General features: G+C 37.3%; 21 protein-coding genes. 6 read left to right on the forward strand and 15 right to left on the reverse strand.

All coding sequences use genetic code 11. The features are described from left to right. Nucleotides 1-85 precede the first annotated feature (85 nt). Together GGG_RS0111970 and hemJ are read left to right on the forward strand one after the other, a co-directional pair. Nucleotides 86-1,318 carry a beta-ketoacyl synthase N-terminal-like domain-containing protein gene (locus GGG_RS0111970; protein ID WP_010115198.1) on the forward strand — a complete coding sequence of 411 codons (1,233 nt, stop codon included), beginning with the start codon at nucleotides 86-88 and terminating at the stop codon, nucleotides 1,316-1,318. A gap of 77 nt (nucleotides 1,319-1,395) precedes the next feature. Further along, nucleotides 1,396-1,848 carry a protoporphyrinogen oxidase HemJ gene (gene hemJ / locus GGG_RS0111975; RefSeq protein ID WP_010115200.1) on the forward strand — a complete coding sequence of 151 codons (453 nt, stop codon included), beginning with the start codon at nucleotides 1,396-1,398 and terminating at the stop codon, nucleotides 1,846-1,848. Nucleotides 1,849-1,893: 45 nt separating this feature from the next. Here hemJ and GGG_RS0111980 read toward each other — a convergent pair whose 3' ends face one another. The 7 genes from GGG_RS0111980 to GGG_RS0112010 all read right to left on the reverse strand — a co-directional run bounded on the left by GGG_RS0111980 (nucleotide 1,894) and on the right by GGG_RS0112010 (nucleotide 8,998). Continuing rightward, on the reverse strand, nucleotides 1,894-2,196 hold the full coding sequence (locus GGG_RS0111980) for a hypothetical protein (protein WP_010115202.1): 303 nt from the start codon (nucleotides 2,194-2,196) through the stop codon (nucleotides 1,894-1,896). Between the two features lie 6 nt (nucleotides 2,197-2,202). Further along, nucleotides 2,203-3,210 carry a hypothetical protein gene (locus tag GGG_RS0111985; RefSeq protein WP_138920277.1) on the reverse strand — a complete coding sequence of 336 codons (1,008 nt, stop codon included), beginning with the start codon at nucleotides 3,208-3,210 and terminating at the stop codon, nucleotides 2,203-2,205. A gap of 83 nt (nucleotides 3,211-3,293) precedes the next feature. Then, entirely contained in the window at nucleotides 3,294-4,397 is a 1,104-nt protein-coding gene (locus GGG_RS0111990; protein ID WP_010115206.1) for an acyltransferase, read from the reverse strand. Nucleotides 4,398-4,546: 149 nt separating this feature from the next. Continuing rightward, on the reverse strand, nucleotides 4,547-5,977 hold the full coding sequence (locus tag GGG_RS0111995; protein ID WP_010115208.1) for an amino acid permease: 1,431 nt from the start codon (nucleotides 5,975-5,977) through the stop codon (nucleotides 4,547-4,549). A gap of 151 nt (nucleotides 5,978-6,128) precedes the next feature. After that, entirely contained in the window at nucleotides 6,129-6,500 is a 372-nt protein-coding gene (locus GGG_RS0112000; RefSeq protein WP_010115209.1) for a RidA family protein, read from the reverse strand. Nucleotides 6,501-6,529: 29 nt separating this feature from the next. Then, nucleotides 6,530-7,657: an alanine racemase gene (gene alr / locus GGG_RS0112005; RefSeq protein WP_010115210.1), complete on the reverse strand. Its 1,128-nt coding sequence runs from the start codon at nucleotides 7,655-7,657 to the stop codon at nucleotides 6,530-6,532. An 81-nt stretch (nucleotides 7,658-7,738) separates the two neighbouring features. After that, on the reverse strand, nucleotides 7,739-8,998 hold the full coding sequence (locus GGG_RS0112010; protein ID WP_010115211.1) for a D-amino acid dehydrogenase: 1,260 nt from the start codon (nucleotides 8,996-8,998) through the stop codon (nucleotides 7,739-7,741). 138 nt (nucleotides 8,999-9,136) lie between these two features. Here GGG_RS0112010 and GGG_RS0112015 point away from each other — a divergent pair, with 138 nt between their 5' ends. Then, nucleotides 9,137-9,601 (forward strand): Lrp/AsnC ligand binding domain-containing protein, encoded by a 465-nt coding sequence (locus GGG_RS0112015; RefSeq protein ID WP_010115212.1) that lies wholly within the window; start codon nucleotides 9,137-9,139, stop codon nucleotides 9,599-9,601. A gap of 79 nt (nucleotides 9,602-9,680) precedes the next feature. Further along, nucleotides 9,681-10,424: a sporulation protein gene (locus GGG_RS0112020; RefSeq protein ID WP_010115213.1), complete on the forward strand. Its 744-nt coding sequence runs from the start codon at nucleotides 9,681-9,683 to the stop codon at nucleotides 10,422-10,424. A gap of 69 nt (nucleotides 10,425-10,493) precedes the next feature. Here GGG_RS0112020 and GGG_RS0112025 read toward each other — a convergent pair whose 3' ends face one another. Then, nucleotides 10,494-11,138 (reverse strand): HAD-IA family hydrolase, encoded by a 645-nt coding sequence (locus GGG_RS0112025; RefSeq protein WP_029574565.1) that lies wholly within the window; start codon nucleotides 11,136-11,138, stop codon nucleotides 10,494-10,496. A 110-nt stretch (nucleotides 11,139-11,248) separates the two neighbouring features. Between GGG_RS0112025 and GGG_RS0112030 the strand changes: the two genes are divergently transcribed. Further along, the gene (locus GGG_RS0112030) at nucleotides 11,249-12,016 is read left to right on the forward strand and encodes a hydroxymethylpyrimidine/phosphomethylpyrimidine kinase (protein WP_010115216.1); all 768 of its coding nucleotides are present in this window, start codon (nucleotides 11,249-11,251) and stop codon (nucleotides 12,014-12,016) included. Nucleotides 12,017-12,301: 285 nt separating this feature from the next. Continuing rightward, nucleotides 12,302-12,793, forward strand: a complete 492-nt coding sequence (locus tag GGG_RS0112035) for a hypothetical protein (RefSeq protein ID WP_010115218.1) — start codon at nucleotides 12,302-12,304, stop codon at nucleotides 12,791-12,793. 68 nt (nucleotides 12,794-12,861) lie between these two features. On the opposite strand, the gene GGG_RS0112040 is transcribed toward GGG_RS0112035, so the two are convergent. The 7 genes from GGG_RS0112040 to rpe all read right to left on the reverse strand — a co-directional run bounded on the left by GGG_RS0112040 (nucleotide 12,862) and on the right by rpe (nucleotide 19,224). After that, nucleotides 12,862-13,527 carry a nuclease-related domain-containing protein gene (locus GGG_RS0112040; protein WP_010115219.1) on the reverse strand — a complete coding sequence of 222 codons (666 nt, stop codon included), beginning with the start codon at nucleotides 13,525-13,527 and terminating at the stop codon, nucleotides 12,862-12,864. Nucleotides 13,528-13,562: 35 nt separating this feature from the next. Next, nucleotides 13,563-14,045 (reverse strand): methylated-DNA--[protein]-cysteine S-methyltransferase, encoded by a 483-nt coding sequence (locus GGG_RS0112045; RefSeq protein ID WP_010115220.1) that lies wholly within the window; start codon nucleotides 14,043-14,045, stop codon nucleotides 13,563-13,565. A gap of 213 nt (nucleotides 14,046-14,258) precedes the next feature. Beyond that, complete coding sequence (gene sugE, locus GGG_RS0112050) at nucleotides 14,259-14,576, reverse strand: quaternary ammonium compound efflux SMR transporter SugE (protein WP_010115221.1); 318 nt, start codon at nucleotides 14,574-14,576, stop codon at nucleotides 14,259-14,261. Nucleotides 14,577-14,829: 253 nt separating this feature from the next. Further along, nucleotides 14,830-15,807 carry a copper resistance protein B gene (locus GGG_RS0112055; protein WP_010115222.1) on the reverse strand — a complete coding sequence of 326 codons (978 nt, stop codon included), beginning with the start codon at nucleotides 15,805-15,807 and terminating at the stop codon, nucleotides 14,830-14,832. Beyond that, nucleotides 15,794-17,632, reverse strand: a complete 1,839-nt coding sequence (locus GGG_RS0112060; RefSeq protein WP_010115223.1) for a copper resistance system multicopper oxidase — start codon at nucleotides 17,630-17,632, stop codon at nucleotides 15,794-15,796. Before GGG_RS0112060 ends, GGG_RS0112055 begins: the two co-directional genes overlap by 14 nt. A 56-nt stretch (nucleotides 17,633-17,688) precedes the next feature. After that, nucleotides 17,689-18,111 carry a hypothetical protein gene (locus tag GGG_RS0112065; RefSeq protein ID WP_010115224.1) on the reverse strand — a complete coding sequence of 141 codons (423 nt, stop codon included), beginning with the start codon at nucleotides 18,109-18,111 and terminating at the stop codon, nucleotides 17,689-17,691. Nucleotides 18,112-18,537: 426 nt separating this feature from the next. Further along, nucleotides 18,538-19,224 carry a ribulose-phosphate 3-epimerase gene (gene rpe / locus GGG_RS0112070; protein ID WP_010115225.1) on the reverse strand — a complete coding sequence of 229 codons (687 nt, stop codon included), beginning with the start codon at nucleotides 19,222-19,224 and terminating at the stop codon, nucleotides 18,538-18,540. Between the last annotated feature and the right edge of the window lie 60 nt (nucleotides 19,225-19,284).

Genomic DNA, 19,284 nt, shown 5'->3' on the forward strand with positions numbered 1-19,284 from the left:
ATCAGTATCTTTCGCCATTGCGATAGAAAACTAAAAACGTTTAAATGACTCCATTGTATCCCTATTTATAAATAAAGGACTTTGCATGAACCGTCGTGTTGTAATTACGGGTATGGGTATTAATTCGTGTATTGGTAATTCCCTAGCAGATGTAACACATTCTTTGCAAAATGGTATTTCTGGAACACGCCATAATCCTACTTATGAAGAATTGAATTTCAAAAGCCATGTCAGCGCAGCTGCTGAACAAGATTTTGATGGCATCGACCGTAAATTAAAACGCTTCATGGGCGTTTGTGCCATGTATGCCTACAATGCTGCACTCGCTGCGGTTGAAAATGCAGGTTTAACCCCTGAGCAAATCGGTGGAAACCCTCGTTACGGTATTGCAGGTGGTTCGGGTGGTAACTCTACTGCCTCTGTCGCTGAAATGGTCAAACTGCTTGAAGAAAAAGGCGCTCGTAAAATTGGCCCTTTCTTCGTACCACGTAATATGTCAAATACAATTACGGCTAACGTCGGTGTTGCATTTAAAATGCAAGGTATTGCACATTCGATCACCAGTGCGTGTGCAACGTCTGCCGATGCGATTGGTTATGCTTACAACCTGATTCAATTGGGTAAACAAGATTTAATGCTTGCTGGTGGTGGTGAAGAAGATCACTGGTCACAAAGCTTATTGTTTGATGCAATGGGTGCATTGTGTTCGAAATACAATGACACACCTGAAACTGCTTCACGCCCTTATTCAGCTGACCGTGATGGTTTTGTGATTGCTGGCGGTGGTGGTTTCGTGGTGCTTGAATCCCTTGAACATGCTCAAGCTCGCGGTGCAAATATCCTTGCTGAAGTCGTTGCTTATGCAGCGAACTCTGACGGTGCAGACATGGTTGCACCATCAGGTGAAGGCGCTACACGTTGTATCTTGATGGCTTTAGAAGAAGCCAAACAACATGGCGTAGAAACTGTGGACTATGTTAATACACATGGTACTTCGACTCCTGCTGGTGATATTACTGAACTTAAAGCTATGGAACGTGCTTTTGGTGAAGGTAAAGTTCCCGCATTCAGCTCAACCAAGTCAATGACGGGTCACAGCTTAGGTGCGGCAGGGGTACAAGAAGCAATTTACTCTGTACTGATGATGCAAAATGACTTCATTGCGCCAAACATCAATGTGACTGAACTGGATGAAGGTGCAAAAGGTTTTGACATCGTACTTGAAAAACGTGACGCAAAATTGAATACTGTCATGAGTAACAGTTTCGGTTTTGGCGGTGTAAATGCTTGTCTTATTTTCAAAAAATGGGAAGGCTAAGCAAAGAAACGTTGATCGCTCAAATATGAACTTTGGGTGATCGACTTCTGACACACTGCCCTTAAAAGGGTAAATTGATGAATGCTCCTTCAGAAGCTTTCCTTTGGGTAAAGGCTTTACATATCATTGCAGTCGTGTGTTGGTTCGCTGCTTTATTTTATTTACCACGCTTATATGTTTACCATGCCATGAGCGATGATGATGCTAGCCATCAACGCTTTGAAGTGATGGAACGTAAATTGTATCGTGGCATTATGTGGCCTGCGATGATCGCAACGCTGATCACGGCACACTTCTTGGTTGATTGGGGCGATGCAACCTATCATTACCATGAAGCTCTATGGTTTTATCTGAAAGTTGGTCTTGTTGGGCTGTTGGTGATTTACCACTTTGTTTGTGGTTATTATCGTAAAAAACTAATTGGTAATGCTCATTATAAGTCACATAAATTTTGGCGCGTTTTTAATGAAATGCCAACCCTAATTCTATTAGCCGTGGTGATCTTGGTGGTGGTTAAACCCACTTTCTAATCCATGCATTGAAAAACCTCCTAAATGGAGGTTTTTTTTATCTGTTCAACTTTGCGAATAAAGGTAAACACAGCTATCCTGCTGTAATCGCTCCTTAAGTTGTTGGCGATTTTTAAATGGGTTTCCTATACAAAGCAGATTTTTATTTCGAATAAAAACATAACTTTCTTTGCTTTTATTGTTGATTAACATATCCAAATTTTGCTTTGAATTAACGATATTAAACACCTGAATTTTATTATCTAAAAGTCTTGGTTGTAAAATATCGTCCACTCGATTAAGACGACCAACCTGATTCAGAATATTACCAATATTATTACTTAAAGCCCATTTTCTTTGTTTCGCCAACTGAATCTAATTGATTTTTACACTAAATTCAGGATATGGTAATTTTGAAACTTCAACATAAGGCTGATAGTTTAAATAAGCTTGATTCATCGACTGATTAAAATCAAAGGCAAAAGGGGTATAAATTTTCCCCCATAATTTAGCCAAGCCTGTAGTCTGATCACTCGCTCGTTTAAAGCGTTCATCTACGTTTTTAAAAACATAATAAGTATTACGCATTTCATAAGCAGCTTGTTTCTCAAAACTCAACTGTTCAACATTCAATTGAGGCAATTGAATTTGTTTAGATTGGCGCTGTGTCAGAATATTGAGCACATCAATCGCTTGATTCAACTGAGCTATGAGCAAAGCTTTATCCACACTATTTAAATTATGATTTAAACGATCAAGCTTTAGATGTATATATGCCAATACACCATCTGTACTTCCCTGCAAATATAGATCCGCAAGAAATAATATATGCGTATCAAAGTATAATGTGTAAGGTACATTTGCAGTTGGTGTTTGAATCAATGCCTGATAATTTTGATAATGAATTTGTTGCTGATAACGATTTAATAAAAATTGTTTTTGCTTAAGTATGGTTTCTATACGTGTCTTATTTTCATCCCAGAAAGGTGTTTCAATATAATCTGCGGAATTTAAATGACTTTGGATTTCAGCAATCAGCTTTTTATCTTCTTTGCTCCAAAATTTTTTATAATCAATTTGTTGGGCTGTAATTTCTGAAAAAGTTTGACTATTTTTCTGTGTATCTGGATCGGCTAAATACAACTTCCAGTCTAGATCATAACGTTCTTTTCCCAATACCGACGGATTAACATCGGCTAATGCATCAAATCCATTAGCATGAAAAAAAGCAGGTTGTTGTACATTGGGGTCATATGCTGGAACGAGTTTTAAAATATTCACGGCTGCCTGATTTAGCTTAACCTCTTTTTGTAACCATGCAATATAAGCGCCACTCAGAATGAAGCAAAAGACCAGCATTCCCAAAATAATTTTTCTTAGCACATTGTCACCCTGATAATTTTATATTTTTCAATTTTGTATAAAGTGCCAAATATAGCACAATTTCAAAAATCCCTTTTATCACTCTAGCTGATCAAACGATTCCGAATCTTCTCATTCAACGGCGTTGAATAATACTTCTCAATCACCCAACTCAGAATAAAAACACCAATAAAATAAATGGGTAATAACATCAATTTTTCGATAGGCAAGGTTTCTTTAGGTAAATAAAACACCTTAAACAAACCCAAAATGATCAGATGAAATAAGTACATTTCATAACTACGCTGACCAATCCATAGCATACCTTTTGAAAAAATAGATGCTGATTCAGTTTGTGGATTCTGTGCAAAGCAAAAAATGAGACTTGCTGATAACACCGCAAAAACACTGATTCCCCAAGTGCTTACTTCTTTAATTGGAGCATATAAATACAGTGCAATCATCGATATAGAAACTACGGGAATAGTTAATTTAGGAATCTGTATATTTCTATGCATATTCTGGGCAATTAAAGCCGTTAAGCAACCTATCGCAATTCCATCAAAACTTGAAAAATAATGGTACAGATAAGCGCCGCTTTCCTCTGCAAAATGTAAGCTACGAAAATACGGCGCATAAACGATGACAGCGAGTAGAAAAACAATAAAGCCTCTATCACGTCCCAATGCAATACATAGAATCGGAAAAGCCAAATAGAATACTTCTTCAACTGAGAGTGACCATAAAACACCGAGTGCGTAATTGACCCAACCATTTTCAATAATCAGAATATTCATCCAAAAACTAAAAGCAGCAAAAACCGTTAAACCATACGATACTTCAATTCCATTCGGTGCTTGATTCATAAATGGTTTTAAGCCCATTACACCTAAAATTGTGACAATGGCGACAAGTAATACCAAGCACGGCATAATTCGAGCAATACGGCGAATATAAAAGTCTTTGAGATTAATTTGAGCTAAAGAATGATTTCGTTGCAAGGTATGTTGAGTGATTAAAAAACCTGAAATAACAAAAAACATCGTCACGCCATAATTACCATTACGCGCAACTAAAGTGCTTAGACTTTCACCAAAGATTGGCATACCTAACAAGGTATCATGCAATTTATAAGGAATATTAAAATGATGGATCAAAACCAAAAGGATCGAAATTCCACGCAGTACATCAATTTTATAATTTCTCATAACATGCTTATAAATTTTTAATGCTGTTATTAGAATAGATTTTTATATTTATTTCACTATGAATTCAGTCTTTTAATTTGATCAAAATGTAAAATTATATTCAGGAGATGAGCCAAAGTTCATCTCCTGATATTCAACGATTACAATTATTACAGCTTTTGATTACGCTTTTTCATACGAGGTTTATATAAAACTTGATAAGTCACTGCCAAAATAATTAACCATAAAGGACTAATCATTAATGCTTTTAAGGTATCAGGCTCTAAACTCAAAATCACCAGTGTAAATGCTAAAAACACCAACACCACATAAGACATCCAAACACCACCCGGCATTTTAAATGTTGATTTATCATGTAGTTGAGGTGTTAATTTTCTATAGCGAATATAGCAAACCATGATAATGCTCCAAATGCTAATGAATAAAATCACGCATAAAGAACTTGCCAAGGTAAATGCTTCAACTGTATTTGGCACAAAGTACTGTAATGCTGCACCTGCCATAATAAAGCCACATGAAAATAACAAACCTTTCGCTGGAACGGCACGTTTAGAAAGTTCAGCTAATTTCTCAGGCGCCTGCCCTTCTTTTGCCAAACCAAATAACATACGGCTGGTTGAGAACACACCACTGTTCATTGACGACATTACCGAAGATAACACCACCAAATTCATAATAACGGCAGCACCACCAATTCCTGCATGTAAGAATAGCGAAACGAATGGGCTTTGATCTGCTGGAATTTCTGTCCACGGTGTAACCGACATCACAATAAACAATGCCAATACATAGAACAAAATGATACGTGTTGGAATCGCATTCACCGCTTTCGGTAAATTCTTTTCAGGATCTTTGGTTTCAGCAGCCATCGTACCAATCAGCTCTACCCCAACAAAGGCGAATAAAGCAATTTGGAAGCCCGCTAAGAACCCACTGACACCTTTAGGGAACATTCCGCCATGCGACCAAACATTACTAAAGCTTGCAACCGAACCACTTGGTGCTTGGAAATGGCTAAAGACCATATAGCCACCAATTAAAATCAGTCCAATAATGGCGAGGATTTTAATTAAAGCAAACCAAAACTCAATTTCACCAAACAATTTAACGGTTAATAAGTTGATACCTAAAACCAATAATACACAGGCGGCACTGATCAGTGCTTGCCCCATGGGCGTAAAGGCCATTCCATCGGGAAGCCAAAAATTGAGATAGTTGATAATGGCGGCTAAATCAGCAATACCGACCAGAATCCACCCGAGCCAATATGACCAACCAATATAATACCCTGCACCTGGACCAATCAGGTCATGTGCCATATCGATAAAAGATTTGTAGTGGAGATTTGAAAGTAAAATTTCACCCAATGCACGCATCAGGAAAAAGAACATCGCACCGATAATCATATAAATGATTAAAATTGAAGGACCTGCGAGGGAGATTGTTTTCCCAGATCCCATGAATAAACCTGTACCAATCGCACCACCAATTGCAATTAACTGCAAATGACGATTCGATAATTTTCGTTGTAGCTCATGTGGCGACGATTGTGCGTCATCTGAATGGCTTGAAGTTGTCATAAAAATATCCTTTTTGACATTTTCTTGGAGGTCAAACTCGCTTTTGGCGTCAGAACATCCTCGTTCTATCGTTTTTCCTATTACAAAACTGAACCATATTGCTTAAACATGGTTCAGTCTTCATTCACAACAGTTGTTGTTATTACTTTAGTTATTTCTGTGCAGCCGTGACTGCAATTTCAATCAACCAATTTGGATTCACCAAATCTGCTTGGATTGTTGCACGTGAAGGTGCTACACAACCTTTTAACCAATCAACCCAAACAGCATTAAAGGTTTGAAAGTCTGAAAGATTTTTAATATAAACATGAGCGGACAATAAGCGTGATTTATCGGTATCAGCTGATGCCAATAATTGATCAATCGTCGCTAATATGTCTTGCGTTTGCGCTGTGATATCAGCATCGGTATTTTTAGGTACTTGACCTGATAAATACACGACTTTATTGAATATTGTCACAGCACTCATCACTTCTGTGCTGTTGATTTTTTGTATATCAGTATGTTGTAAATCATTTGACATGAAGATTTCCTTGTCCGTTGATAACTATTTTAATTGAATAATAAATCAGTTGATTCATTTGCTTGAGTGATAAATTGAACACGTGCTGTAACACCACACATCAACTCATAACCGACTGTTCCTGAGCTTGCCGCAACTTCATCAATTGGAAGTACAGCACCTTTGGACGATGTGCCCCAAAGCACCACTTCACTTCCAACGTCTGCTTCAGCAATATGGGTTAAATCTACAGCCAACATATCCATACTGACACGTCCAATCGTGCGAGTACGAACATCATTGACCAAAACTGGTGCATCCATAGAAATCCGTTGATAACCATCTGCATAACCACAAGCGACGATGCCGATTTTCATTGGATGTGTTGCAATAAACTTAGATCCATAGCCTACAGTTTCATTGGCTTGTAAATCTTGAACAGCAATAATCTCACTGCGTAAACTCATGCTTGGTTTGAGATCCCAGTCATAGATTGAGTGTGTTGGATAATCAGGAGAGCTACCATAGAGCATGATGCCACTGCGAATATAATCGGAATGTAACACTTTGGAATATCTTAAAATCGCAGCACTATTACACAGCGATCTTTCGCCAGCTAAATCTTTAATGGTTTCTTCAAAAAGCGTACATTGATATTCAATGCCAGACTGACCAAAACGGTCGCCATCTGCATCTGAAAAATGCATCATATGCGTCACAGATTTAATCGATTTAGACTGTTTTAATGTGTGCCATACTGTTGGATAAACCTGGGGTTTAAATCCTAAACGATTCATGCCAGTATTCATTTTCAAAAATACATCAAATTGTGCAGTGCCTTGATAATGTTCAAGCCATTGCAATTGATGCTCATTGTGAATACTAAAACTCAACTGATAACGTTCACAATCCACTAAATCTTCGGCTGAAAAGATACCTTCTAACAACAAAATAGGGCCAGTCCAACCTAAGTCACGGATACGTTTTGCTTCTGCAATATCTAATAATGCAAACCCATCAGCAGACTTAAATGCATCATAAACTCGCTCAAGACCATGCCCATAAGCATTGGCTTTTACTACAGCAAAAACTTTGCTATCCGGCATGAATTGTCGAGCAACATTTAAATTATGCTGCAATGCATCCTGATGAATAATTGCAGTAATGGGTCTAGGCATTGCATTCGTCCTTGAATCTTAAACGTCTATCTTGTTGGATAACTTTGAATGAATTAATCGGTACTTCACAGCTTATTGAGTTTATGCAGCATGCGGATAGCGCTGAATAGATAAGCCTTCTGTACTAATATCCGTTTCATGATTAAGGACTAAATCACTAATCAATTTTCCTGAACCGCATGCCATAGTCCAACCTAATGTGCCGTGTCCAGTATTGAGGAATAAATTCTTAAAGCGTGTTGCGCCGATGATTGGCGTACTGTCTGGTGTCATTGGTCGTAAACCTGTCCAGAAAGATGCTTGCGCCAAATCACCACCTGGGAATAAATCTTGAGTGACCATTTCCAAAGTACCACGACGATCAGTATTTAAACCGTGGTTAAATCCACTGAGTTCAGCCATACCACCTACACGAATACGTTGATCAAAACGTGTAATCGCAATTTTGTAAGTTTCATCAAGCACGGTAGATTGTGGTGCATAAGCTGCCTCAACAATTGGAATGGTGAGTGAATAACCTTTCACTGGATAAACCGGTAAATTCAATTCAAGTGGTTTTAAGAAATCACGTGAATAACTACCAAAAGCCAGTACATAGCGATCAGCTGTTAAAACTTCACCATTCACCAATACGCCTTTGATTTCATCGCCTTCAGTAATCAACTTTTCAACATTTTGATTGAATTTGAACTCGACACCTAAACCTTTCGCTAAATTTGCCAAAGCATTGGTAAATAAATAGCAGTCGCCTGTTTCATCATTTGGAAGATGTAAACCACCAACCAATTTATCTTTGGCATGCTCTAAAGCAGGTTCAACTTTGGCTAAATCATCTTTGAGTAATAATTCATGCGGTACGCCACATTCTTTGAGTACAGCAATATCTCTCTGCACCATCTCAAGTTGCGCTTCATTACGGAAAACTTGTAATGTTCCTTTTGAACGGTTTTCGTAACTAATACCGGTATCTTTTCTTAGCTCACGTAAACAATCACGGCTATATTCAGCCACACGAGTCATACGTTCTTTATTAATTGCATAACTTTCTGAGTTACAGTTTTTCAGCATTTGTGCCATCCACTGTAACTGCCACATGCTACCATCAATATTAATGGCAAGCGGTGCATGATGTTGAAACATCCACTTCACAGCTTTGAATGGAATACCTGGAGCAGCCCACGGTGTCGAATATCCAGGAGAAATCTGACCTGCATTACCAAAACTGGTTTCTTCTGCTGGTCCTGCTTGACGATCTAAAACTGTAACTTGTGCTCCCTGCTGCGCGAGGTAATATGCACTTGCTACACCAATTACACCACTACCTAATACGATTACACGCATTTCTCATCCTTTACGCATTTACTAGTTTATTTCACTAGTATATTTTTGGTTCAATAGTTTATTTCACTGTTTTTGAGGTTATAATTTAGGTGTTTTAATTTTTTGTCGTGAAAAAAGATTAAAAAGAGGAAATTATTGATGCATAAATTAGACCGTATCGATCGGATGATTTTAGATATTCTACAAAATGAAGGTCGAATCGCCATCAGTGAGCTTGCCTCACGGGTCAGCTTATCGACAACACCTTGTTCTGAACGTGTGAAACGATTGGAACGTGATGGTGTGATCATGGGCTATCACGCTCGCCTAAACCCCAAGCATCTTGATCGAAATTTACTGGTCTTCCTTGAAATCAGTCTTTCTGCAAAATCAGGTGATGTCTTTGAACAAGTTGCCAAGGATTTAATGGAAATTTCAGAAGTACAAGAGTGCCATTTGATTTCAGGGGATTTCGATTATTTAGTCAAAGCACGCTTAAAAGAAATGAGTGCTTACCGCCGACTGTTAGGTGATTTGCTGAAAAAATTACCCTCCTCTGCTTCATCACATAGCTATATTGTCATGGAAGAAATCAAAGAATCATTGTATTTAGATGTTCATTAAGACTTGATATTGACATCACCCCAGTCTCATATTTGAATAGCAGAAAATTAACAAACTAAACGTTGGAAGTTCAAAATAAATGTTCAATAAACTGATGTCTGGTCTAGGTATGCAAGGCGTTCAAGTGAATACCTGTATTTACACAGCAACGCCTCAAGCGGGACAAGTGATCAATGGAGAATTGATTTTTAAAGGCGCTTCATCCAATAAAAATATCAATGGTATCTATTTAAAATTAATGACAACGGCAGAAGTTGAATCTGACGATTCTGAATACAATACAGCTTTAACCATCGCACAATGGCATATTAGTGGCGCTTTTGAATTACAAGCAAACCAATCGCACAACCTGCCCTTTTCAATCCAATTGCCTTTTGAAACACCCATTACCCAAGTACCTTGTCGTTTAAATAAAACTCGCGTGTGGCTACATACCCATTTGGATGTGGATTGGGGACTTGATGCGACAGACAAAGACTATTTACAGATTTTACCTACACCGACTATGCAAGCCTTTATTCAAGCCATGCAACAATGTGGCTTTAATTTAGCAACAGTGGATGTGGAAAAAGGACAACTGCGTGGACATGGTTTTCACTCAACCATTGGTTGTTACCAAGAGTTAGAGTTTAAGCCCACTACATTTTTCAATGGAATCAATGAAATTGAAGTTTCATTTGTTGCAGAACAGCACCAAACGCATGTGCTACTCGAAGTTGATCGTAAATTTAGAGGTGATGGTTTTAAAAGTTTAACCATTCCCCATCAACATGCCAATCCAGCACTTTTAGTCAATGAAATTAGAAGAATGCTCGGCATCTAAAATTAAACGCCACTTTTGTACTTAAATGTACTTAAAGTGGCGTTTAATTCAGTGATGTGAATAGAACTTTTAAATCATATTCAATAGGTCTGAAAATTTCTGAATTCTTGCTTTCGGTTGAGCTTGGTCTAATTCTTGTTTTGAACCATAACCATATTCAACTGCAATGGTTTCGATGCCATTGTGACGTGCACCAAAAATATCATGCTCACGGTCTCCGACCATTAAACACTCCTCAGGATTTAACTGCTCTTTTTTAAGAATATAAGCAATCAAATCACCCTTATTAGTACGTTCGCCATTCAACTCGCTACCATACGGGTATTCAAAATACTGTAATAAATCAAAGTGATCTAAAATTTGACGTGCATAAACTTCAGGTTTTGCCGTTGCCAAAAATAAACGATATCCTTTATTTTTTAGCGCAGCCAAAGTTTCAGCAACATCTTCAAAAACATGATTTTCAAATAAGCCTGTAACTGCAAAACGCTCACGATAGCCCAGTAAAGCTTGGTCTGCTAACACATCATTGGCATCTACATTAAGAATTTTAGCCAGTGAAGCTTTTAGCGGTGGGCCAATAATCCAATCAATATTTTCAGACTCTGGAATAGGATGTCCTACTTTGGCCAAACCATAACGTGCAGAAGTGGTAATACCGACTTTAGGGTCAGTTAATGTTCCATCCAGATCAATCAAAATATTTTTAATCACAACTTCACCTTTCACTCAAGTCGATCTCAGCCTTTCGATAAAAATTACTATCGAGAGTTTTTCTAAAGTTGCCTATACTAACGCAAATTTGTGAATTTAAGGACATCATCGTGCGCCCTACAGTACTTTGTTTTTCTGGACTTGATCCTTCTGGCGGAGCAGGTTTACAGGCTGATATTGAAGCAATTGGTCAAAGTGGCGCACATGCAGCAATTGCTTGTACGGCTTTAACCGTTCAAAACTCTCAGCAAGTTTTTGGTTTTGAGGCTACGTCTAAACAATTACTCCTTGCTCAAGCCAATGCTGTCGTCGGTGATTTACCCATTAAAGTGGTTAAATCTGGCATGTTAGGTACTACAGACAATATTGCAGCTTTAGCTGAATTTTTACGTGAACATCCTGATTATTTATATGTTCTTGATCCTGTACTCGTTGCCAATAGCGGTGGGTCTTTGGGTGATCAAGCAACCCTTGTCAAAGCTTTTGTTGAATTGATTCCTTTAGCAAGCATACTCACACCAAACACGGTTGAACTACGTGCTTTAACGGGTGAAATGGACATTGAAAAAGCCACTACAAAGCTATTTGAAATGGGTGCGCAAGCCGTTCTCATCAAAGGTGGACATGAAGCTACGCCAGACTATATTCGCAATGCGTTATACGTAAATGGTGAAAGGATTGCTGAATCAAAATGTCCTCGTTTAGACGGTGAATATCATGGTTCAGGCTGTTCTTTAGCGAGTTTTATTGCAGGTCGTTTGGCTGTTGGAGATAACCTAAAATCGGCTGTTCAACATGCTGAAATATGGCTATTTGGCGTATTAAAAAATGCTGAAACACCTGTTGAAGGCGGTCAAAAAATTCCAAAGCGTTTTTGATTATTTGCAATAGTGTTTCAAGTTTCATCATTTGTTGAAGCTTGAAACTCGATAATCATAAAAATTAAAACTGAATAATAAACAATGCCTTAAATACCATTTTAAATCATTTTTTAATTTACTTAATCGTTTTTCTTTTAATTTTAGAGTAATTACTCTAAAATATTTTTAGTGATGAATTTTACATCATTCTTTACACATCCTTTTATTGTCTTTTTGAAAGCTATTGAAAGAAGAAATCTAAAAGGTTTATAAAAAATTGAATAATTTTTATAGGGCTAGAATATGAAATATGAACAATATCAAGAAGATTTAAATAAAATTTTGGAATCAGAAATTTTTGGTAAAGCGCTATTTAAGACCGCGGCAAAGCAAACAAAATCTCAAATCAAAAAGCAAAAGTGGTTAACCCTTGCTGCTTTGGAGTCACAGACCTTAGATCGCTTAGAGGTGTTTTTACAACAAAATCAGTTAAAAGCTTCTTCACGTTTTCATATCAAAGCGCAAGGTGTTGCACTAGGTTATGTATTATCAAAATTACCGTGGTCTGTGGCGATGTATTTAGTCAAAGACGGCACTCAGCCTTTTATGCAAGTCTTTGAACGATTGTGTGCTCATGCAGATCAGGATTCAAAACTTTTCTTTGAATATGTATTGAACCATGAAAAAAGTATTCATGAATTTGCTAATCGAGAATTAAATAAACAACCATCTACTTCTTTGGAAATGGTTTTAGAACTCTTAGAGCAACCTAAACCATCAAACCTCAAATCATGAAGCTAGGCTAATACTGATAATTTAAATACATATAGAAATGGTGAACACCTCAACCTATCAATAAGTATTCACCCTTCTGTTCTTTCAATATGCTTTTCTTTTAAATTCTGCACATGTTGCCGATTGGTTTTCCATGATTTTTCTAAAATTTCTTTTTCAATACGAAGCTGAATTCGTCTTAATTTCATAGGTGGAATTACAGATTCCTTAAAATTTTTCACATAATCTGTCCAACCAGCACCTCGAAATACATTTTCAGGCATTTGAGTTTTAAACTCGCAGTCTGGCATAAAAATGATGACAGAATGAATCAATGTCGGATCAACAATATCCGCTAAAATTTCTTCCAAAACTTTTTGGTGTTTATAGTTTTGATGTAATGGATTCTGGAATTTATAACTCTTTTTAAAAATTTTCTGCGTCCACATTTTTTGACGCTCACTGCCAAAAATCCAACCTTTATAATTCTTTGTTTCAATAACGAAAACACCATAAGGGCTTAATAAAATATGGTCAATTTGAGTCGTCTGATTTTGTTCATCGGGTAAGGTACAATCATTTAATAAAGTGTAATTTTCTTTATCTAAATAGAGTTTTACATGTGCACTCACCGCAAATTCGCCAATTTTTCCTTTTAGAAAAGGTTTAAAAAGCTTAATTACGGCAATGGCAATGAAAAGTAAAATTAACCACCAAAGATTTGATAATAATGGAGCAAAAATCTGAGAAATCATTTTAAATTTTAATGTGATAAAGAATCAAATCTAGTCTATGGCAATTGTTCAATTTTTAAAAGAATATCCTTATTCTCCAAACCACCTGCGAAACCTACCAATTTACCATTTGCACCGACTACTCGATGACACGGCGCAATAATCGAAATTGGATTTTTACCATTGGCAGCACCAACCGCACGAACCGCTTTCACATTTCCAATCTGTTCAGCAATATCTTTATAACTACGCGTTTCTCCAAAAGGAATACTCAATAAAGCCTGCCAAACTTTTTGTTGAAATTCAGTCCCTTCAAAATCTAAAGGTAAATCAAAATTTTTACGTTGCCCTGCAAAATATTCATTGAGCTGTTTTTGTGTTTCTAACAAAATCGGATGTTGTTGATCTTCTATTAATTCGGCCAAACGAACTCGTTTTGGATTTTCATTTTCCCAAAGTACAGCAACCAATGCATGCTCATGTGAAACCAGTTTTAATATGCCTACTGGCGAACTCATTTCCATAAAAGAAAGTTGCATCTTTCTACCTTATATTCAATTTTTAATCAGATTAACTCAGCTCGAAGATAATTTCATTAAGATTAAACCTGAAAAAATCAGCACGACAAATGCATTCGTTACCAAAACGACTTTTACGAAAAATAATTCATGTGAAAGTGAATATAGAAAATTTCGAAAATAAAAAATCCAAATTTATCTGGTGAATAAACTTGGATTTGAATAAAGTTTCACTTATGAAGATGATAGTTTCATTAGAATCAAACCTGAAACAATCAATACAGCTGCAAACATACGCATTGCCGTAGCAGGTTCACCTAAAATAAAAATACCCACCAAAAATGAACCAATTGCCCCAATTCCTGTCCAAATCGTATAGGCTGTTCCCAAAGGCAAAGTTTTCATTGCATAAGCTAAAAGTGCAAAACTTAAAATCATGAAAAATATTGTAATAATACTCGGTGTTAGCTTAGTAAACCCCTCAGACATTTTCATAGAATATGCCCAAACGATTTCAAAAATACCTGCAAAAATGAGTACAATCCAAGCCATGACGACCTCCAAATTTTAATGAGAATCAGGTCGTCCTGACGAGTTTTCTCAGTGAATTTTTCCTTACGAATAAAACACTCAGGGAGGTCGTTCCTCCTAATGATGCATAAAATTATACTGTAAATTGCTTTAAATGGATGTATTTTTACATTTAATGACTCAAAATACACCTATAAAAATTAAGGCTTTAAAGTCATCACTCTAAAGCCCTATTTCCACAATTATATTGAATCAAAATACTAAAATTGCCGTATTAAAACTTGAAGCGAATGCCCGCGCCGTATAACCAACCCTTTTCAGAATCACTTTCTAACTGCCAAGCAGTTGAATCATTGCCCTTAGAATATTCATAGGCAATATCGAGGTAAGGCATCACTTTTTTACTGATTTCATAGCGTGTTTCTAAACCCGCAGTGATATTGCTTAGACCTGATTTTTTGGCATATTTTGAGTCGTCACTGAAAATAACATCCATATCTAAATAAGGTTTAAATATAAGCTTTTGCGTCAGCAGCAAATCACGCTCGGTTTCTAAACTAAAACCAGCATAATGATCTTCACCTGCATAAAGGTAGGCATCTGTTTCAAAGAAATACGGCGCCATACCATGCAAACCAATCACAGCATCCAATTTTTCTTCAGTATCCTTACGATGATGATCTAGTGCTACTTTTTCAACTCGATAGCGCGCACCTATTTGCGCATCCCAAAAGTCTGAAATCATACGGCTATAGAGTGCTTTGACATCATATTCAGCATCATGCGATTCATGTTTATCCAAATGCGCTTTAATGAAAATTTTATTTTCATCTGTACCAATACGTGTTTCAAACTCAGATTTTAATGCACCCTCACCATCTTCATTCAACAACCATTTATTGTCCAAAGTAGTGACCGTATAAATCTGTGCCCCGTGTTCTGTACGGTGATCATGTCCCTGATGGTTTTCAGCCATCTGCTTCTTTGTTTGGGAATGTTTAGTCTGAGAATGCTCAGCTTGATTAGCTTGAGTCAGAGAGGATTGATGCTGAGAATGATCCATCTGTTGCATATCATTATGGTTCATTTTGGAATGATCCATTTCAGACATATCATTCTGTTGTTCAGATACCTGTTGCGGTGAAATATCCACATGCCCTTCATGCGCTAAAACCAAGCCACTCAGTAATAACAATGAACTCGCTAGCACTGTTTTGGAAAATGTTTTAGGAAATAAATTAGTGATGCGCATGTTCATCTCCTTTCTGCTCAGTTGCTGAATTCACAGTGTTAGCGTTGCCTTGTTTTTCTATGGTCGTTTTTGATATAGACGTCGTTGACAGCTTTCCATCTGTTACATTCGCCACAATCAACTTATTCATCATGCCTGCGCTCATGTGGAACAACAAATGACAATGGATTGCCCATTCTCCTAATTCATCAGCGGTAAGCAAAGCAGTAACGGTTTTTGCAGGAGGTACAATAATGGTATGTTTATTCGGCATATCTACCGCAGCTTGACCATTTTCCAACTGCATAAACATGCCATGTAAATGCATTGGATGCGCCATCATACTGTCATTGATAAATTTGATTCGAATACGTTCGCCATATTTCACTTTGAGTGGTTCTGCATCACTGAACTTCTTGCCATTGATCGTCCAGATATAGCGTTCCATAGTTCCACCTAGACGAATCACCAATTCACTGGTCGCTTCACGAGTATCAGCTTGCGGTGTTAATGACTTTAAATCACTGTATTGCAGTGCTTTATCACCCTTTGGCGTAGATGCATTTGCCCAACCTTCCACCACATCATCATTTTTAGTAGATGTCGTTTGTTGATGCTGTGAATGATCCATACCTTGCATATCATCATGATTCATTTTCGAGTGATCCATACTCTGCATATCGTCATGATTCATTTTCGAATGATCCATGCTTTGCATATCGTCATGATTCATTTTTGAATGATCCATATCTGAATGATCAGTAGCACCGTGTCCCATATCCCCCATATTCAACAATGCACGAGGTCGAGCCTGTGGCATCTGTATATTCTGTGTGATTGGGTTGAGTTCATTATGCAAAGTCGCTATTGCAAAACCTGAACGGTCAATCGACTCCGCTTGAATCTGATAATCCTCCGTTTTTGGTTCTACAATCACATCATAAGTTTCAGCTGTTCCGATACGAAACTCATCGATATTGACAGGTTTTACTGGCTGACCATCCGCACTCACCACAGTCATTTTTAAGTTGGGAATACGTACATCAAAAAAAGACATGGCTGAAGCATTGATAAAGCGTAAACGGACTTTTTCGTTCGGTTTAAACTGTGCTGTCCAGTTTTGTTTAGGCGTTTGACCATTTACCAAAAAGGTATAACCCGTAACATCCGACAAGTCAGTTTTGAGCATTCGCATCTGATTCCACATTTTACGATCAGACCACGTAGCACCTAAGCCATCACGTTTGGCTTGCTTCCAAACATCGCCCAAAGTTTCACGCTGATTTTGATAATATTCAGCAGAAATTTTTAGATTCTTTTGGATCTGATCACTTTTTTGCTCATGAAAATCAGACAACATCACCACATAATCACGGTCTGTTTTTTCATGTTCAGCCAAAGGCTTGTTTCCCTTTGGATAAATAACCAAAGCACCATATAAACCGTCTTGTTCTTGACCTTTGGAATGAGCGTGATACCAATAAGTACCACTTTGGCGAACTTTAAATTTATAAGTAAAATCCTGATTCGGTTTGATGCCATTAAATCCATTAAAACCGGGAACACCATCCATCATTCCGGGTAACAGCAAACCGTGCCAATGCAATGATGAATCTTGGTTTTTTAAATTGTTATGCACATGAATAACCGCATCGTCCCCTTCTTCAAACTCAAGAAGTGGTGCAGGAAACTTTCCATTGACTGTGATGCGCTGTAAAGGTTTACCTGTCACATTGACAGTCCCTTCATCAATGTTGAGATGATATTCTTTCACTGCTGCAAAGCCCCATGTTGAGGAAAGCATACAGACAGCGATGATCACACTTTGTGATAATTTTATAGACATGACTTAATCCTGTAATTTTAAAAATGATTTAAAAATGAATAATTTTAAAATTAAGATTAAGCTTTGGGAGGACGCAAAATTTCTTGCCAATGACCTGCAAGATGTTGAACTTGATAAGAACTTTGTAAAGTATTTAGATGCGGAGAATGCTCAGGTGAATCCAACTGAGGAATGTCGCTATTAAACCAAACAATCGAAGATTGACATGAAAATAGAGCACAATCCTGACATTCAGAATGTTGTACTTGTTTGAATTGAATCAATTGTTTATGGCAATCTGCCAAATTTTGTTTTTGTAAATCTGTATTCGCATGATGTTCGTCTAACTGCATTTGCATATCCGCACAATGTGCTTTCATGTCTTGAACAGTCATCGCTTGCATCATTTGCTGATGTTGCGCTGTCCCCATCTGATTCATCATTTGCTCATGTTGCATCTGCATACTCATATGCATGGTTTTTACAGATGCAATAGACACACTACTCCACCCTATGGCAAAAACCATAAGACAAACAAACCAAGCTTGTTTGCAGAGTTGAGTGAACATAAGAACCAAATTTAAATAAACAATGGGTATAAATAAAGCATATACAAGAATCGAGTATCTAGCAAATACACTTCACAAAAAACTAAGCTGTTATAGATCAAAGCATGAATGAGCGAATAAGCATTTCATTCACAATAATTAAAAATGAATACTGTTTTACTCAATGAATGCTAAATCTAAAAACTAAAAAAAAGAGCCATTTCGGCTCTTTTTCAATCAAAACTTAGCGATATCACAAATCATTGATATTACTTTGGTTATTTTAAACTCAATTTATCCATGTGGTTATCAACACAGTTATCCATAGAGTTATCGTCAAAGTTATCCACAAGACAAGTGGCGAGATTGTGGAAAGGTTTATGTATTTACACTACCCACTTTTGCTAATTCAGCACGCATTTCGTTAATAACAGCTTGATAATCAGGTTTACCGAAAATCGCTGAACCTGCAACAAACATGTCTGCACCTGCTTCAGCAATTTCACGGATATTGGCAGGAGTTACACCGCCATCCACTTCCAAACGAATATCACGACCTGAAGCATCAATCATTTGACGTGCTTGGCGTAATTTTTCTAAAGTCATTGGGATAAAAGTTTGACCACCAAAACCAGGGTTTACACTCATCAATAACACTTGATCCACTTTATCTAAAACATAGTCAAGATAATGTAATGGTGTTGCAGGGTTAAAGACTAAACCCGCTTTAGCGCCACCTGATTTAATCAACTGTAAAGAACGGTCAATATGATGAGTAGCTTCAGGATGGAAAGTGATAATGTCTGCACCTGCCTCCAAGAAATCACCAATCATACGATCCACAGGTGAAACCATCAGATGTACATCAATCGGTGCTTTAATTCCATATTTTTTCAATGCTTTACACACACCTGCGCCAAAAGTTAAATTTGGGACATAGTGATTATCCATGACATCAAAATGAACAACATCTGCGCCTGCTGCCAATACATTTTCAACTTCTTCACCTAAACGAGCAAAGTCAGCAGAAAGAATTGAAGGTGCAATGAGATATGGCTTGGACATGAATCAACCTAGCAAGAATTTGGATTTTGCATAGTATAACAAAGTTAAAACGCTGAATTG

It is taken from the genome of Acinetobacter sp. P8-3-8, from assembly GCF_000214135.1.
GTDB lineage: Bacteria > Pseudomonadota > Gammaproteobacteria > Pseudomonadales > Moraxellaceae > Acinetobacter.

Bases quoted from the DNA above. Each gene is read 5' to 3' on its own strand.
- GGG_RS0112000 (WP_010115209.1), bottom strand. From the start codon at position 6,500: ATGTCAAATGATTTACAACATACTGATATACAAAAAATCAACAGCACA.
- GGG_RS0112020 (WP_010115213.1), top strand. From the start codon at position 9,681: ATGTTCAATAAACTGATGTCTGGTCTAGGTATGCAAGGCGTTCAAGTG.
- GGG_RS0111970 (WP_010115198.1), top strand. From the start codon at position 86: ATGAACCGTCGTGTTGTAATTACGGGTATGGGTATTAATTCGTGTATT.
- sugE (WP_010115221.1), bottom strand. From the start codon at position 14,576: ATGGCTTGGATTGTACTCATTTTTGCAGGTATTTTTGAAATCGTTTGG.
- GGG_RS0112010 (WP_010115211.1), bottom strand. From the start codon at position 8,998: ATGCGTGTAATCGTATTAGGTAGTGGTGTAATTGGTGTAGCAAGTGCA.
- GGG_RS0111990 (WP_010115206.1), bottom strand. From the start codon at position 4,397: ATGAGAAATTATAAAATTGATGTACTGCGTGGAATTTCGATCCTTTTG.
- hemJ (WP_010115200.1), top strand. From the start codon at position 1,396: ATGAATGCTCCTTCAGAAGCTTTCCTTTGGGTAAAGGCTTTACATATC.
- GGG_RS0112055 (WP_010115222.1), bottom strand. From the start codon at position 15,807: ATGCGCATCACTAATTTATTTCCTAAAACATTTTCCAAAACAGTGCTA.
- GGG_RS0112045 (WP_010115220.1), bottom strand. From the start codon at position 14,045: ATGCAACTTTCTTTTATGGAAATGAGTTCGCCAGTAGGCATATTAAAA.
- GGG_RS0112040 (WP_010115219.1), bottom strand. From the start codon at position 13,527: ATGATTTCTCAGATTTTTGCTCCATTATTATCAAATCTTTGGTGGTTA.
- GGG_RS0112060 (WP_010115223.1), bottom strand. From the start codon at position 17,632: ATGTCTATAAAATTATCACAAAGTGTGATCATCGCTGTCTGTATGCTT.
- alr (WP_010115210.1), bottom strand. From the start codon at position 7,657: ATGCCTAGACCCATTACTGCAATTATTCATCAGGATGCATTGCAGCAT.
- rpe (WP_010115225.1), bottom strand. From the start codon at position 19,224: ATGTCCAAGCCATATCTCATTGCACCTTCAATTCTTTCTGCTGACTTT.
- GGG_RS0111995 (WP_010115208.1), bottom strand. From the start codon at position 5,977: ATGACAACTTCAAGCCATTCAGATGACGCACAATCGTCGCCACATGAG.
- GGG_RS0112035 (WP_010115218.1), top strand. From the start codon at position 12,302: ATGAAATATGAACAATATCAAGAAGATTTAAATAAAATTTTGGAATCA.
- GGG_RS0112015 (WP_010115212.1), top strand. From the start codon at position 9,137: ATGCATAAATTAGACCGTATCGATCGGATGATTTTAGATATTCTACAA.